The 14,815-nt window shown below is 71.8% G+C and carries 16 protein-coding genes; 6 read left to right on the forward strand and 10 right to left on the reverse strand.

Annotated features, from left to right (window positions below):
• Positions 1-42 precede the first annotated feature (42 nt).
• Positions 43-876: a hypothetical protein gene (locus tag BMX65_RS20355; protein WP_143081870.1), complete on the forward strand. Its 834-nt coding sequence runs from the start codon at positions 43-45 to the stop codon at positions 874-876.
• 291 nt (positions 877-1,167) lie between these two features.
• On the opposite strand, the gene BMX65_RS20360 is transcribed toward BMX65_RS20355, so the two are convergent.
• From BMX65_RS20360 to BMX65_RS20375, 4 genes are all read right to left on the reverse strand, one after another.
• Positions 1,168-1,476 carry a hypothetical protein gene (locus BMX65_RS20360; RefSeq protein WP_075001765.1) on the reverse strand — a complete coding sequence of 103 codons (309 nt, stop codon included), beginning with the start codon at positions 1,474-1,476 and terminating at the stop codon, positions 1,168-1,170.
• A 181-nt stretch (positions 1,477-1,657) separates the two neighbouring features.
• A complete protein-coding gene (locus BMX65_RS20365) occupies positions 1,658-2,659 on the reverse strand; it encodes an ArsR/SmtB family transcription factor (RefSeq protein WP_075001766.1) in 1,002 nt (333 codons plus the stop codon).
• A 288-nt stretch (positions 2,660-2,947) separates the two neighbouring features.
• On the reverse strand, positions 2,948-3,139 hold the full coding sequence (locus BMX65_RS20370) for a DUF397 domain-containing protein (RefSeq protein ID WP_075001767.1): 192 nt from the start codon (positions 3,137-3,139) through the stop codon (positions 2,948-2,950).
• Positions 3,136-3,975 carry a helix-turn-helix domain-containing protein gene (locus BMX65_RS20375; protein WP_244905674.1) on the reverse strand — a complete coding sequence of 280 codons (840 nt, stop codon included), beginning with the start codon at positions 3,973-3,975 and terminating at the stop codon, positions 3,136-3,138. Before BMX65_RS20375 ends, BMX65_RS20370 begins: the two co-directional genes overlap by 4 nt.
• A gap of 133 nt (positions 3,976-4,108) precedes the next feature.
• Here BMX65_RS20375 and BMX65_RS20380 point away from each other — a divergent pair, with 133 nt between their 5' ends.
• The 3 genes from BMX65_RS20380 to BMX65_RS20385 all read left to right on the forward strand — a co-directional run bounded on the left by BMX65_RS20380 (position 4,109) and on the right by BMX65_RS20385 (position 5,874).
• Positions 4,109-4,390 (forward strand): hypothetical protein, encoded by a 282-nt coding sequence (locus tag BMX65_RS20380; RefSeq protein WP_239502105.1) that lies wholly within the window; start codon positions 4,109-4,111, stop codon positions 4,388-4,390.
• Between the two features lie 11 nt (positions 4,391-4,401).
• The gene (locus BMX65_RS32520; protein ID WP_143081871.1) at positions 4,402-4,596 is read left to right on the forward strand and encodes a hypothetical protein; all 195 of its coding nucleotides are present in this window, start codon (positions 4,402-4,404) and stop codon (positions 4,594-4,596) included.
• Positions 4,597-4,842: 246 nt separating this feature from the next.
• Positions 4,843-5,874, forward strand: a complete 1,032-nt coding sequence (locus BMX65_RS20385) for a hydrogen peroxide-inducible genes activator (RefSeq protein ID WP_420856824.1) — start codon at positions 4,843-4,845, stop codon at positions 5,872-5,874.
• A 60-nt stretch (positions 5,875-5,934) separates the two neighbouring features.
• On the opposite strand, the gene BMX65_RS20390 is transcribed toward BMX65_RS20385, so the two are convergent.
• Positions 5,935-6,525 (reverse strand): TetR/AcrR family transcriptional regulator, encoded by a 591-nt coding sequence (locus BMX65_RS20390; RefSeq protein ID WP_075001769.1) that lies wholly within the window; start codon positions 6,523-6,525, stop codon positions 5,935-5,937.
• A 289-nt stretch (positions 6,526-6,814) separates the two neighbouring features.
• Here BMX65_RS20390 and BMX65_RS20395 point away from each other — a divergent pair, with 289 nt between their 5' ends.
• On the forward strand, positions 6,815-7,786 hold the full coding sequence (locus BMX65_RS20395) for an alpha/beta hydrolase family protein (protein ID WP_075001770.1): 972 nt from the start codon (positions 6,815-6,817) through the stop codon (positions 7,784-7,786).
• 106 nt (positions 7,787-7,892) lie between these two features.
• Here BMX65_RS20395 and BMX65_RS34180 read toward each other — a convergent pair whose 3' ends face one another.
• From BMX65_RS34180 to BMX65_RS20410, 3 genes are all read right to left on the reverse strand, one after another.
• On the reverse strand, positions 7,893-8,204 hold the full coding sequence (locus BMX65_RS34180) for a type II toxin-antitoxin system antitoxin (protein ID WP_075001771.1): 312 nt from the start codon (positions 8,202-8,204) through the stop codon (positions 7,893-7,895).
• The gene (locus tag BMX65_RS20405) at positions 8,201-9,136 is read right to left on the reverse strand and encodes an SPFH domain-containing protein (RefSeq protein WP_075001772.1); all 936 of its coding nucleotides are present in this window, start codon (positions 9,134-9,136) and stop codon (positions 8,201-8,203) included. The genes BMX65_RS34180 and BMX65_RS20405 overlap by 4 nt, the downstream gene beginning before the upstream one ends.
• A 143-nt stretch (positions 9,137-9,279) precedes the next feature.
• Positions 9,280-9,804 (reverse strand): PadR family transcriptional regulator, encoded by a 525-nt coding sequence (locus tag BMX65_RS20410; protein ID WP_075001773.1) that lies wholly within the window; start codon positions 9,802-9,804, stop codon positions 9,280-9,282.
• Between the two features lie 280 nt (positions 9,805-10,084).
• On the opposite strand from BMX65_RS20410, the gene BMX65_RS20415 reads away from it, so the two are divergent.
• Positions 10,085-12,232: an alpha/beta hydrolase gene (locus tag BMX65_RS20415; protein WP_177214308.1), complete on the forward strand. Its 2,148-nt coding sequence runs from the start codon at positions 10,085-10,087 to the stop codon at positions 12,230-12,232.
• Positions 12,233-12,317: 85 nt separating this feature from the next.
• Here the strand turns inward: BMX65_RS20415 and BMX65_RS20420 are convergent, their stop codons facing one another.
• Entirely contained in the window at positions 12,318-13,730 is a 1,413-nt protein-coding gene (locus BMX65_RS20420; RefSeq protein WP_075001774.1) for an AI-2E family transporter, read from the reverse strand.
• A gap of 259 nt (positions 13,731-13,989) precedes the next feature.
• Positions 13,990-14,724 carry an aggregation-promoting factor C-terminal-like domain-containing protein gene (locus BMX65_RS20425; RefSeq protein ID WP_177214309.1) on the reverse strand — a complete coding sequence of 245 codons (735 nt, stop codon included), beginning with the start codon at positions 14,722-14,724 and terminating at the stop codon, positions 13,990-13,992.
• Positions 14,725-14,815 lie beyond the last annotated feature (91 nt).

The raw sequence follows: 14,815 nt of genomic DNA on the forward strand, positions 1-14,815 counted from the left end.
GACCGCGACCAAGAGGCAAGCGAGCCGGACAAGGAGGCACCGGTGAGGCGTAGGCGGGCACCGCGCGCCAAGAGGGTGGAGACGGGCGCGACGGGCGAGATGTTCCTCGGTCTCCACGGCGTCGCGGACGTCGATGCCGCCGTCCTGGCGCACTGGCGCCAGAGCGATGTGGCGGAGGTGGCGGACGGGATCAACGGACTGGTGGTCTGCCGCGCCGACGCATACGGCTGGCCCTCGGCCCACTCCAGCGACGGAATGCCGCCGGGGCGCCGCTGGTGGCACCTGGATGCGGGCGGCGACTGGGAGCACCCCGGCCGGCAGACGGAGATGGCCTGGTGCCAGGTCGAGGTGGCACCCCAGCCGCCGGGACAGCGCCTGCCGTTCCTCCCGCTCGCCGCGCTCCTGTCCGACGCGCTGAGTGCCGTCGGCACCTACCGCCTCACCGGCCTCCACGCCCTGGTCCCCATGGAAGCCGCGGTCGACGCCCGCGCGGCGCTCACCTCCGTGTCCGAATGGCGGGAGCTGACCGCGCTCCGGCAGCCCGAGCGCACGGTGCGGGTGAGCCTGGCAGGAGTGCCGGACTCGGTACGGGCCGGCACACTCGCGGCCGCAGCAGGCGGACTCGCCCACGGGCTGCTCGTGTGCCGCACCGAAACAGGAGCCGACACCGGCACTCCTCCCGAGGGGGTCACTCCACACCCCATCGGGCATGAGCGCCTCCGGGAGACTCCCGGCGGGAGCCTCTCCCTGAGCTTCGCGTGCACCGTCCGAGGGTGGGACGGGGACACGGCGGCGTGGCTGGCCGAACTCTTCACCGAGGCCCTGCGGCAGTGCGGCACGGCAACGGGCAGCGTGCTCGTCTCCGTGGGAGCCTGAGCGACCGCGGGGCACCCGCCGCGGATCCCGCGGGCCGGAGAGGGAGGAACCTCCCCCGGGGCGGCGGCGTCCGGTCCCCCCGCTCCGGACGCCGCCGTCGTCAGCCTCACGAGACCGTCCACGACGAACGGCCCGGGGCCGGGGACCCTTGGGAGCTGCCGCCGGTCGGTGCCATGACCTACGCCCTCACCCGGCCGCCCCGGGTCCGCGCCCGGGGCCGGTCACAGGAGCGGCAGGTGCCTCACCGAGCGAGCCCGGGGGGGGTGAAGGCCGGTGGCGGGCCGGCGTGCCTCAGTTCCAGATGACCCAGAGTTCGTAGTCGTCGCCGGGGACCCACGACCCGTTGATGCACTGGTACCTCGACCACTTCCGGAGCTCCTGGCCCCGCTCACCTGCCTTGAGGCAGTCCTCGTTCCAGTAGTAGTAGCCCACGAAGGCCCACGGGTAGGAAGGGTCGTCGACCCGGGCCTTCCCCGGCTGAGCGGCTGAAGCAGGGGACCAGTCACCGACCGGCTGGGCGGCGTGTGCCGGTACGGTCAGTGCACCGAGTCCGAGTGCGGTTCCGAGTGCCGCGGCCGCCAGAGAACGACGAAGTCGCATGAGAACTCCTTGTCGAAGTACGTGACCATCACAAGGCATCGCCCGGGGGAAATGCCTCTCGCCTGCACGATGCTTCCTGAAGCGCTGGAGAGGGAGAAGCTTTTCGATCCACCTCGAAAGGCTCCCTCGGGGAGCGTCAGGGGCGCTTTTCCGACCTGTGCTGATGGCCCCGGGAGTTCCGTCAGTCGACGGGGTGACGCTGCTCCAGCAGGGCGATGCCCAGTGAGGTGATCGTGTGACGGACTGCTTGGCCCTCGCGCCGTGTGGTGATCAGACGGGCGTTGCGCAACACCGTTGTGTGGTGGCTCGCGGTCGCCGGCGAGATGTTCAGCCGGCCGGCCAACTCGGTGGTTCCGCAGCCACCGACACTCGCTCTCAGCACCGCAGCCCTGGTGCGTCCGAGCAGATCGTCGAGGGACCGGGGGACGGAACCGTCCGCACAGTCCCACAGTGTGGTGTCGAGCGCAGTGCCACTGACCGCAGGGACTGCCAGAACGGGTGGCCGGTCCGGGTCCAACGGTGCTTGCAGTAGTTCGACCTCGCTTCTGGAGAACATTGTCGGTGCGATGACAAGTCCTCGCCCCTGCAGATGAATATCCGCATCGCGGGTGTGAGCCACCTGCAGCACGGGGGGCCGCCACCGGATCGACGGAGGGCAGAGGGTGGTGAGGAGCTGCTCGACCCCACCGTCGGCCATCGTGTCGGCGTACGCGGCGCGCACCTTGCTCAGATGGGAGCTCACGCGGCTCCAGTAGGGGGCCACGGCCATGCGGTGACATGCCCGGAGAGCTGCCGCCACGTCAAGACGGGCCTCCCGGTCGCCGCTGATCAACTGCTGGGCCCAGGAGCGGTGTTCCCGGCCGAAGTCGATGCCTTCCAGCTCGAGGCGCATGAGGGCGCGGGGAGCCGTGAGGAGATGGTCCACCGCCTCGTCGATGGAGGCCGTGTCCCCGGTCAGACTCGTCAGGTCGACGAGTGGCCCTCGTGCGGGCATCATCGCGGTCAGTGGGCCCGTCTGTTCACTCAGCCGGCCGGGGACCGCCAAGCGCCAGGGGCGGAAGGCGAGACTGGAGGTCCGGGCCTTCAACAGCTTCAGGCTGTCGAACGTCTCGGCCGCCACCCCGATGGTCGTGGACACGCGGGTCCGGGCCAGGTCCTCCGGCGTGAAGTGGATGCGCTTCACCGACTGCCCTTTCCAGCGTGCCACCGTTCGGACCACAGCAGTCTCAGCGTCGGTGAGGGCGCATACAACGGCCACATCAGGCCACGGCCGCAGGATGGTGGCGCGGCGCCAGAAGGCATACGTTCCGCCCGGACCTCCCGAGCCCGTGGCATGCGGAAGAGAGACGCCATGGCGGAAAGCCGTGCGGGCCGGCGGACTTGCAGGCCGGCCCGCAGCGGAGCGCGCCGACAGCGCGCCTCCGCCCGCCGGGTGCCCGGCCGGACGGGGGCGCGCACTGCGCGTGCGGCGTCAGCGCTCGGCGTGCTTGAGTCCGCTGACGAACGCGGACCAGGCGGCGGTCGGGAAGCTCAACGACGCACGGCTGGTGTCCTTGCTGTCCCGGACGGGGACGTTCCCGGAGGCGGCGAGCTGCGGCGCCCACTCGACGCAGTTGCCGCCCTGTCCGCCGCTGTAGCTGCTCTTGAGCCAGGTGGTGCTCATCGGGTGTGCTCTCCCATCACGCCGTGAATCAAGTCGAATGACTGAGCCGGTGATAGCGCGTCTGCACGGAGGCGGTCCAAAAGCTTCCAGCCCTCCGCCACTCGCTCCGCAGAGTCAATCACACGGCCGATTCCCTGTCCTTCGGAGTACAGGACAGGCCGTTGGGCCGTGGGCTCGGGAAAGCGGAGGAGAGTGAACGGCGACTCGGCCGGAGGCGCTCCGGAGGTGAAGGGCAGGACTTGAATCGTGACGGCCGGGTACTCCGCCAAGCTCATGAGGTGCTGTAGTTGCTCGTGCATGACCGCGCTTCCCCCCACCTCGCGCCGCAGACAGGCTTCGTCCAGCACCAGCCAGAGCAGCGGGGGATGACCCCCCGTGTGGAGAGTGCCGCGCTTCAGTCTCAGATCGGCCTTGGCGGCCGTCTGGTCGGGAGTGTCCAGTGGTTGGCCCGAGCGCAACAGTGCCTGGGCGTACTCCCGCGTCTGGGCACCGCCGAAGATCAGGTTGGTGCTGTAGTCGCAGATCTCGGAGGCATGCTTCTCCAACTCCACGAAGGGTGCGAACCAGTCTGGATGGTCCACCTCCATGAGCCTTCGCAGCGATTCGGCGAAGAGTCCGCCCGTTCCGAACGCGCGGTCGCACCCTTCTGCAAACTTGACCGAAGGCGTGACGGTACCCTTTTCGATCTTGCTCACATAGCCTTCCGAGTAACCGGTCACCTGACCCAGTTGCCTCTGCGTGAGCCTGCGGGCCCGCCTCACTCTCCGAACATCCTCACCGAAAGAGTGAGGCACCGGTGGATTCAAGTCCGCTGCACGCCTCTGCCTTCCCTGCACTACTGACCAGCTCCTACGCGTTCGGACAGATGGGTGCGCGCCGCTCTCCACTTGCGGGCTTGCATTCAAGTGCGGCCAGATTAACGCGAGTTGTGTTGTCCTCACCACAGAGTCCGAAGAAAGGGCGCAGGTGATGGAACTACAGGTCGGGATCACCGTCCGGGTCTCCGGCGTGGAGGATGACCGGTTGATGAAACTCATGGCGGTGGAAGACGTACCGAACTCCGCGGACGGTCCGCATCGGCGGAGATTCGAGCGGACAGCGTTCGTACGCCCGTTGGCCGGCGGCGCCGAGCGCGGCTACCCGGTGGAGGCCGTGGAGGCCGTCTGCGCTCATCCCCGGCTGGACCGGCGCGGGGACGGGACCTACTGCACGGGCTGCGAGGCGCTCATCTACGCCTCCGGCGCGTCGTAGCGGTGTTCGACGTGGGCGACGTGCCAGGGGAGGCGTTTTCTCCTCCGCCGCTCGTCAACGGATGCATGTGGTGCGAGAACGCCTCGTCCACCTACGCGGGGCATGCGCGCATGCCGGACTGCCCCCGGCGGGACGAACTGTTGTTCTGGGCGATGCGGCAGTGGCGCTCCCATTTCGAGTACGCACACCCGGATGCGGCCGAATGAAAGAAAGTGACTGGAATTGAAGCGCATTCTTCGGATCCTGATGGCGTATGCCGGACCGATCATGATCGTGACCGTGAGTGGGGCATGCGGCTTCGTTCTGGGACTGTGTCCGGGACGGATGTGAGTGCCTTTCGGCACCGCCCGGTGGGGCGCGGGCGCCGGGCCGGATTCCGGCCCGGCGGACCCGCTGCGGAATTGATTGCGGGAGTGGATACAGTTGGCCCGGTTGATTGGAGTGAGTTATCAGTGACCGGTCCCACCGTCCCCGCACAGCAGACCCGCGCCCCGGCCCGGAAGCCGGCCCAGGCGCCCAGCCGGACCCCGGCGGCAGCCACGCACTCGGCGCGTGCGCGCCAGCCCAGCCTGGCGCAGCTTCGGGCCTTCGCCGCCGTCGCGGAGCATCTGCACTTCCGGGAGGCGGCCGCCGCGCTCGGGATGAGCCAGCCGGCGCTGTCCGGGGCGGTCGCGGCGCTGGAGGAGACGCTCGGGGTGCAGCTCCTGGAGCGGACCACCCGGAAGGTGCTGCTCTCGCCCGCGGGTGAGCGGATGGCCGCCCGGACCCGGTCGGTGCTGCACGCCGTGGGGGAGCTGATGGAGGAGGCGGAGGCCGCGCAGGCCCCCTTCACCGGGGTGCTGCGGCTGGGGGTGATCCCGACGGTGGCTCCGTATCTGCTGCCCACGGTGCTGGGGCTGGTGCACCAGCGCTATCCGGACCTGGACCTCCAGGTCCACGAGGAGCAGACCGCCTCGCTGCTGGAGGGGCTCGGGCAGGGACGGCTGGACCTGCTGCTGTGCGCGGTGCCCCTCGGCGCGTCGTGGGTGCGCGAGATACCTCTGTTCGACGAGGACTTCGTCCTGGTCACCCCGGACGGGCACCCGGTCGCCGGACGTACCGATCTGCCGCGCTCGATGCTGCGCGAACTGGATCTGCTGCTGCTCGACGAGGGCCACTGCCTGCGGGACCAGGCCCTCGACATCTGCCGCGAGGCGGGCCGCACGGAGGGGGCGAGTGTGACGACCAGCGCCGCGGGGCTCTCCACACTGGTGCAACTGGTGGCCGGCGGGATGGGCGTGACGCTGCTGCCGCACACGGCGGTCCGGGTGGAGGCCGGACGGAACCAGTCCCTGGCCACGGCACACTTCGCCGACCCCGCACCGGCCCGGCGGATCGCGCTGGCGATGCGGGAGGGCGCCGCCCGCGAGGAGGAGTTCCGCGCGTTCGGCGACGCCCTGCGCGCGGCCCTGCGCTCGCTGCCGGTGCGGCTCGCACTGCCCTAGCACCCGGGTGGGGCGCCTACGAGGCCGCTTTGCGCGACTGTCGGCTCGCGGACGCCGCGGTCAGGACGGCCGGCGCAGTCCGGCGACGAGGATCTCGACCAGTCGGCGGGCGTCGTAGCGGGGGTCGCTCTCGGCGCCGATGCAGAGGTTCCCGATGCCGCGCATCAGATGGTACGCGTCGAGGTCGGAGCGGATCTCGCCGGACGCGGCGGCGGCGTCGAGGAGTTCTGCGCACACCGGCAGGAGGCGTTCGAGGAAGTAGGCGTGCAGCGTCTCGAACCCGGCGCTGTCCCCCTGCATCGCGCCGGCCAGGCCGTGTTTGGTGACCAGGAAGTCGGCGAAGAGGCCGACCCACCGCTCCAGCGCCGCACGGGGTGTCGGGCTGTCGGCCAGCAGGGCCGGTCCGGCCTCGGCGCAGGCGTCGACCTGGTGCCGGTAGACGGCGATGACGAGGTCCGCGCGGGTGGGGAAGTGGCGGTAGACGGTGCCCACCCCGACTCCCGCCTCGGCGGCGATGTCGCGGACCGGTGCGTCCACGCCCGAGGCGACGAAGACCGCCGCGGCCGCGTCCAGCAGGGCCCGCTGGTTGCGTCGGACGTCCTTGCGCCTGGATCCGGCCCCGTCGGCCGGTCCCTGACTGGCGTCGCTCACCGCGCGCTCCTTCCACACTTGCAAAACGGAACAGCGTTCCGTATCGTCTTTGGCGGAACAAGGTTCCGTTTCATTCATCATCGCAGAACCCGGCCGCCGCCGACCAGGCCGCCTTCGCGCGCACTCCTGCTCCCGGAAGCACCGGGAGCAGGAGTGCGCGACCGCCGGCGCCCGGCTCGGCACGGCCGCAGCCGCGAACCGCCCCCGCTCCCCCACCGGCCCAGACCGCGACTCCACCGTCGCCGGCCGCGCCGGTCCCGAGCGATGCCCCTGACCGGAAGGCATCTCCATGTCCGACCCGAACACCCCGACCGACCCGACGAACACGACCGACCCGTCGAACGCCACCGCGCCGACGACGGTGGTCTCCGCGAAGCCGGTGGTCCTGGCAGCGCCCGGCGGGCGGGGCGTGGACCTCCAGGTCCGTGTGTCCGCCCCCGCGACCGGCACCGACCTGCCCGTCGTCGTCTTCTCCCACGGCTTCGGCTGGTCGATGAACGGCTACGCCCCGCTGGCGGACCACTGGGCCGCCCAGGGCTTCGTGGTCGTCCAGCCCACGCACCTGGATTCCCGGACGCTCGGCATCCCCGCCGAGGACCCCCGTACACCGCGGATCTGGCGCTTCCGCGTCGAGGACATCACGCAGGTGCTGGACGCGCTCGACGTCGTGGCAGCCGCCGTGCCGGGCCTCGCCGGGCGCCTGGACCGCGGCCGCATCGCCGTGGCAGGCCACTCCTGGGGAGCCCAGACGGTCAGCACGCTGCTGGGAGCGCGCGTCCTCGACGCCGACGGCGTACCCGGCGAAGACCTGTCCGACCCCCGGGTCACGGCGGGAGTGCTGCTCGCCCTCACCGGCCTGGGCGACGACCTGACCCCTTTCGCCGTCGAGCATCTGCCCTTCATGAGGCCGTCCTTCGACACCATGACCGCACCGGCCCTGATCGTCGCCGGGGACCGGGACCAGTCCCACCTGTCCACCCGCGGACCGGACTGGTTCACCGACCCCTACACCTACAGCCCCGGCCCCAAGCACCTGCTCACACTGTTCGGCGCGGAGCACTCGCTCGGCGGGATCCCCGGATACGAGGTCGCCGAGACGACCGACGAGAGCCCCGCACGCGTCGCCCTGGTCCAGAAGCTCAGCACCGCCTTCCTGCGCGACGCCCTCTCCCCCGGCGGCGCCGGTGCCGCGGAGTGGAAGACGGCCGCCGCCGCACTGGAAGGGGCCGCCGAGCCGCTCGGGACGCTGCGGAGCAAGTAGCTGCGGAGCAAGTAGCTGCGGAGCAAGTAGCCCCCTCGAAGCCGTCCGCATCGCTCCGGAGGGCTGCTCGCGGCGGGCTTCCGGCGCAGCCGGGCCGGGCCTCGGCTCAGCCCGGGTTCGGCGGGCGGCCTCGGCGCGGGTGGGGGCGGGCCTCCTTGGGCAGGCGGCCCGCCTCCTTGAGGGCCCGGCGCAGCAGGTAGTCGATCTGCGCGTTGGTGGAGCGCAGTTCGTCGGCCGCCCAGCGGGCGAGCGCGTCGTGCATCGCGGGGTCCAGCCGCAGCAGCACCTGCTTGCGGCGCTGCGGCCCGGACCTGCCCGCCCTCTCCGGCGCGGGCGGCTGCTCGGCGGCCGCCGCCCGCTCGGGATCCGGGCCGGTGCCCTCGCCCGCCTCGGTGGCGCCGCCGCCGTCGGCCGTCACTGGTAGAGCGACCCCGTGTTCAGCACCGGCTGCGGGGACCGGTCGCCGCACAGCACCACCAGCAGGTTGCTGACCATGCTGGCCCGGCGCTCCTCGTCCAGTTCCACGAAGTCCTGCGCCGTGATGCGGGCGAGCGCGTCCTCGACCATGCCGCAGGCACCCTCCACGATCTGCTTGCGGGCCGCGACGACAGCGCCCGCCTGCTGCCGCTGGAGCATGGCGGAGGCGATCTCGGGCGCGTAGGCGAGGTGGGTGAAGCGGGACTCGACGACGGACACCCCGGCCGCCCGCACCCGGGCCGTCAGCTCCGCGGCCAGCTTCTCCGTGATCTCCTCGGCGTTGCCGCGCAGGGAGAGGCCGCCCTCCTCCAGCGCGTCGTACGGGTACTCGATGGCGATGTGGCGGACGGCAGCCTCGGTCTGGGTGGAGACGAACTCCGCGTAGTCGTCCACCGAGAAGGTGGCCTGCGCGGTGTCCCGCACCTGCCAGACGACGACCGCGGCGAGTTCGATCGGGTTGCCATAGGCGTCGTTGACCTTGAGGACCGCCGTCTCGTGGTTGCGGACCCGGGTGGAGATCTTGGTGCGGCTGGTCAGCGGGTTGACCCAGCGCAGTCCGTCGGCGCGGACGGTGCCGGTGTAGCGGCCGAAGAGCTGGACGACGCGTGCCTCGCCGGGCGCCACCATGTTCAGCCCCGCCATGCCGAAGACCGAGCCGATCGTCAGCACGATGCCGAGGACGATCAGCACACCGCCGCCCGCGGCGCTGCCACCGGCGGCGAGGCCGCCACCGGCGAGGAGGACACCGACACCGAACAGGAAGCCGACCAGGCCGAGCAGCAGCGCGATGCCGCCGGGCAGGCTGACCGCCACCGTCTCCTTCACCTCGGGTGCGGGCATCTCCGGTGCGTCGGTCGGCTGGTCACTGCTCATCGTGCTCCCCCGTTCGGTCGTGCGGGCGGGTGCACACCGCGCACGGCGGCACCCCTATCAAAGTGATAACACATTAACGTCCGGAAGCGGCGGTCGCCAGTCCGGGCCGACGGCCGAGCGGTTTTCCGGCACCCGGCGGAGGGTCAGCCGCACACCTGCGAGCGCAGTGCGTCGAGCCGGGCGGCGGCCGTCTCCAGCCAGCGCAGATCGGCCTCCAGATGGAAGAGCGCGTGGTCGCAGATGAGCTGATCGGCGAGGTCGCCCTCGGTCTTGCGGCGGGTCAGTTCGCGCATCAGCCGCAGATGCTCGGCGCGCTGGGTGTCCAGCAGCGCGGCGCCGTCCCGGCCCGTCAGCAGCGCGAGGACGAGTTTGGTGTAGAGCGTGCTGTGCAGATAGGGCTCCGGCTTCTCCGGCGTGGACAGCCACTCCTGCACATCGGTGACCCCGGCGTCGGTGATCGCGTACCGCTTGCGCTCGGGGCCCTCACCGGGCTCCCTGCCCTCGACCTCCACGAGCCCGTGCTTCAGCAGCCGCGACATGGTCGAGTAGACCTGCCCGTAGTGCAGGGGCTTGTCCTGCCCGAACCTCTCGTCGAAGGCCCGCTTGAGGTCGTATCCGTGGCGGGGTCCGGTTTCCAGCAAGCCGAGCAGCGTGTGACCGATGGACATGGGCCAACTCTACGCCATGTGTATACACGTCGTGTATACATCTCCGCCGGACCCCGCTCAGCCTCCCCCGGAACCTCCTCGGGCTCGTCCCCGGACCCGCCGGGCCCGCCGGACCCTGGACCCGCCGGACCCGCCGGGCCACGGACCCGCCCGGCCGCGGGCCCGCCCGGCCGCGGGCCACGCACGCCCGAGCAACCCGGCGCCCGCCCTTTGCGTCAGCGCATCGGGGCCTCGCAGCCGGGGTCGGGACCGTGGGCGGACAGCGAGCGGGAAGCAGGCGATGGGACAGGCAGCGGACGACCGGATCGCGCAACCACCGCACGCGGACCGGCACCCGGCCGCCGACCCGCCCTCCTCCGCGTCCGACACCCCGTCCGGCACCGCCGAGCCACCACCCGCCTCCCGCACCGACGCCGGAGAGCCGTCGACGCTGCTCCCCGGCACCGCCGAGCCGCCCGGCCGGCTCCCCTCGCCCCGTACCGTGCGCCTGCCGGGCCCCCGCGTCGGGCCGCCGAGCGGACTCCGGCCGGCCGACGGGACCGCGGAGTCCCCCGGCGCCGACCCCGCAGGCCCGGCCCCGGGGGAGTCCCCGGAAGCGGAAACGGAAGCGGAAGCGGAAACGGAAACGGAAGCGGACCCGCCACGACCGCGGGGCGCGCTCCTGCTGCGCACCCTGCGCGGCCCGGTGCTCGCCCTCCTCCGGCATCCCTACTGGGAACCCGCCGACCCTGCCTACGTCCTGCGGCGCTGGCCCGGACTGACCGCGATGTGCTGCGCGACGCTGTTCTTCTGGCTGTCGCTGACGCCCTCGCTGGTACCCCGGCCCTGGCCGCTGCAGGGAGTGATCGGCGGGATCACGGCCGCCATCGGGTACGCCATCGGCGGACTGCTGGAGTGGCTGCTGCGGCTCGCGCTGGGGCCGCTGTACCGCCGCCACCGCAGCCGGGTGCACCGCCTGCTGCCGGGGCACCCGGGGCCGCACTGGCGGGCCCGGGCCTGGCTCGGCTACTACCTGCTCAGCACCGGACTCACCGTCGCGGCGCTCTCCCTGAGCGCCGACGCGCAGCGGGAGCTGCGCCGGCTCCAGGAGATGCCCGAGACACTGACCTGGCACTCCCTGATGATCGCGCTGCTGGCCATGGCGATCTGCGGCACGCTGGTGGCGCTCGGCCGGGCCGTGCGGCTGGGCACCCGCGTCCTGATCCGGCTGCTGGGCCGGTTCGTCCCGCGTCCGCTGGCCATCGGCGTCGGACTGCTGGTCAGCGCCACCGTCGTGGTCTTCGGGACCCGCGACGTCGTCTTCGACCGGGGCATCATCGACGTCGCGGCGCGGCTGGCCGAGAAGACCGACAGCAGCACGAAGGACGGCATCGTGCAGCCGGCCTCACCACAGGTCTCCGGCAGCCCCGGTTCGCTGGTGCGCTGGGACGAGCTGGGCTACGAGGGGCGCAACTTCACCGGCTCCTCGCTCTCGCCGCACCGGATCACCACCGTCACCGGCAAGCCCGCCGTGCAGCCGATCCGGGTGTACATCGGCCAGGAGTCGGCGCCGACCTTCACCTCCCGCGCGGAGCTGGCGGTACGGGAGCTGGAGCGCACCGGCGCCTTCGACCGGGACGTGCTGGCCGTCGCCGGTACCACCGGCCGGGGCTGGGTCAACTCCACGGACGCCGAACCGCTGGAGTACATGCACGGCGGGAACACCGCGATCGTCGCCGTGCAGTACTCCTACCTGCCGAGCTGGGCGTCGTTCCTGGTGGACAAGGAGCAGGCGGGACGGGCCACCCGGGCCCTGGTCGAGGCGGTCCGCGCCCGCTGGCTGCGGATTCCGGCCCAGGAGCGGCCGAAGCTCGTCGTCTTCGGCGAGTCCCTCGGCGCCTATGGCATCGAGGCGTCGTTCGACGGACCCGACGACATGCTGTCCAAGGTGGACGGCGCGCTGCTGGCCGGAACCCCCAACTTCTCCCCCATCCGCCGGGAGCTGACCGCGCACCGCGACCGGGGCACCCCGGTCTGGCGACCCGAGTACGAGAAGGGGCGGCACTTCCGCTTCGCGCAGTGGCCGCGCAAGGACCTCGCACGGCCGGGCCCGGAGTCCGCGTGGAAGGGACCGCGCGTCGTCTATCTGCAGAACGCGTCGGACGCGATCGTGTGGTGGTCGCCGGATCTCGCCCTCGAACCGCCCCGGTGGCTGCGCGCCCCGCTGGGTCCGGACATCACCGACGAGGTCACCTGGTTCCCGCTGGTGACCTTCTGGCAGACGACGGTGGACATGGCCGTCTCCTACGGCGTCGGCGCCCCGCACGGCCACCGCTACGGCAACGGCTCGGTGGAGGGCTGGGCGGCAGTCGCACCCGCGGCGGGCTGGACGGAGCAGGACACCGCGCAACTGCGCCGGTTCATGGACCAGCGGGAAGCCCCCTACTGAACCACCCAGGCCCCGCGGCCGCAGACCCCAGGGCCCGCGGCACATCCGACCGCCGGAGAGGCGGCCGCGGGGCCGGCCCCCGTCGTCACTCCTGAGCGCCGCCGTTCCCGGGCGGCGCCGACTGCTCCGGGCCGGGAGCGGCGGACCCGCTCCCGGCGGCGGCGCCCGCGGGTTCCGGGGCGGCCTCGCGCAGCCGGCTGAGGGCCTGCTCCTGTGCGTAGCCCTTGAGGTAGCCGACGACGGTGTTGGTGACGGCGACCAGCGGAACCGCCACGACGGCGCCGGGGATACCGGCGATCAGACTGCCGCCGGTCACGCCGAGGACCACCGCCAGCGGGTGGACGCGCACCAGTCGGCCCAGGATGAAGGGCTGGAGGATGTGGCTCTCGATCTGCTGCACGGCCAGCACCACGGCCAGCGCCAGCAGCGCCGTGACGATGCCGTCGGTCACCAGCGCGACGACCACGGCGAGCGCGCCGGAGACCACCGCACCGATGATCGGGATGAAGGCGAAGAGGAAGATGAAGACGGCCAGCGGCACCGCCATCGGGACGTTGAGCAGATACAGCCCGATCCCGATGAAGATCGCGTCGATCAGCGCGACTATCACCGTCCCGCGGACGTAGCCGGTGAGCGTGGCCCAGGCGCGCGGACCGGCTCCCGCCACCCCCTCGCGGGCGGCCGCGGGGACGAACTTGAGCGTCCACTCCCAGATGCGGCGGCCGTCGTAGAGCAGGAAGAGGGTCACGAACATCGCCAGCAGGGCGCCGGAGAGGAACTCCAGGATGACGGTGACGCCCTCGATGCCCGCGGAGGTCAGTTCCTTGCTGTTGTCGCCGATCCAGTCGCTGAGGTTCTGCGCGATCTCGTTGATCTGGTCCTCGGAGACATGGAACGGCCCGTTCAGCGCCCAGTTCTTCAGCTCCTGGATACCGTCCTGCACCTTGTCGGTGAGGGTGTCCAGGTTCTCCATCACCTGCCAGACCACGAACCAGCCGACCAGGCCCATGACCACGAAGCCGCCGATGAAGGTGATGGCGGTGGCCAGCCCGCGGCCCAGCCCGATCCGCCGCAGCCGGGCGACGGTGGGCTGCAGCAGTGCGGTGATCAGCAGACCGGCGGAGAAGGCGATGATCACCAGGCTTATCGTGCTGACGACCTTCATCAGCACCCAGATGACGCCGGCCAGCACCAGCAGCCGCCAGCCCGCCTCGGCGGCGACCCGCACGCCCCACGGCACGGCCGCCGACGGCTCCGGCTTGGCCGCTATGGCGGGCGCGTACTGCGGGGGCGGCGGCACGTAGGCGCTGCCGTTCGCCGCGTCACCGGCCTCCGCCTCGGCCTGGGCCCGGCCCGCCTCGGTGTTGGAGAGCTCCGGGTCGACGCCGTCGGACCGGTGCGCGGCACCTGAGCCGCGCTCCGCTTCGGCCCGCCGCTCGGCGGCCTTCGCGGCCCAGCGGCCCACGGCCACCCTGAGCCTGTCCATCCTGCTGGTCATTCCGCTTCCTCCGCCCCCGGGGCCAGTGGCTTCGCCGTGTGAGGGACGACGTTACCCGTGCCGATGGTTGCTTCGGGAACCGGATACCGCGGCCGACGGCCCGCCGCGGGCCCCGCGGCGTCGGTGCCGGCGTCCCGGCCCGTCCGGACGGACCCGCGGAAAAGGGGATGCCCCCCGGGTCGATCTTCACAGATCGCCGCGAGGGGCATCCCGTTCCGGACCGGCAGGGGTCCGGTGAGCTGCGCTGGACCGGTTCGGCTCAGTAGTAGTGGTTGGCCTGCCAGAAGTCCCACGCACCACAGGGGCTTCCGTACCGGTCGTTCATGTAGTTGAGGCCCCACTTGATCTGGGTGGCCGGGTTCGTCCGCCAGTCGGCACCCGCCGAGGCCATCTTGGAGCCCGGCAGCGCCTGGACGAGCCCGTAGGCACCCGAGGAGGCATTGGTCGCGCGGTAGTTCCAGCCGGACTCGCGGGAGACGATCGACGAGAAGCACTGGTACTGCCCGCCGCCGACGATCTGCTTGGCCATCGACTGCACCTCTGCGGTGGAGTACGACGACTTCTGGGCGAAGTCCGCGCGCTCGTTGGAACGGCTCGCGGTCGACTTGACCTCGTCGCGCTCCTTGGCCTTCTCGGCGGCCTTCTCCGCTGCCGCTTCCTTCTCGGCCTTCGCCTTCTTGGCGGCGGCGTCCTCGGCGGCCTGCTTGCGGGCGGCCTCCTCGGCGGACTTCCGCGCCTCGGCGTCGGCCGCGGACGAGGCGGCGTCGACCTGCTGGGTCAGGGAGGCACTCTGCGCCCGGGCCTGCGACCCGGCTGGTATGTCCTCCAGGAGCGTCGCCTGGGCGGCGGTGGCCTCGGCGTCACTGGGCGCCGAGCCCTGGTCGGCGCCTGCGGCAACACCGACGACGGCGCCGACGGTGGTGACCGCGGTGGCGGACGCCACGGCGAATCCCCGGACCGAAATCCGAGCAGTCACACGGTTTCCTTCCAACATGCCCGCTGGGGTGACCTCGCGGGCGCAATCGTGCCCCTGGCACTGGCCTCCCTCGTTCTGGCCACGGGAGACACGGGCCCGGTGGGTCTCT

This window comes from Streptomyces qinglanensis (assembly GCF_900111245.1).
Lineage (GTDB): Bacteria > Actinomycetota > Actinomycetes > Streptomycetales > Streptomycetaceae > Streptomyces > Streptomyces qinglanensis.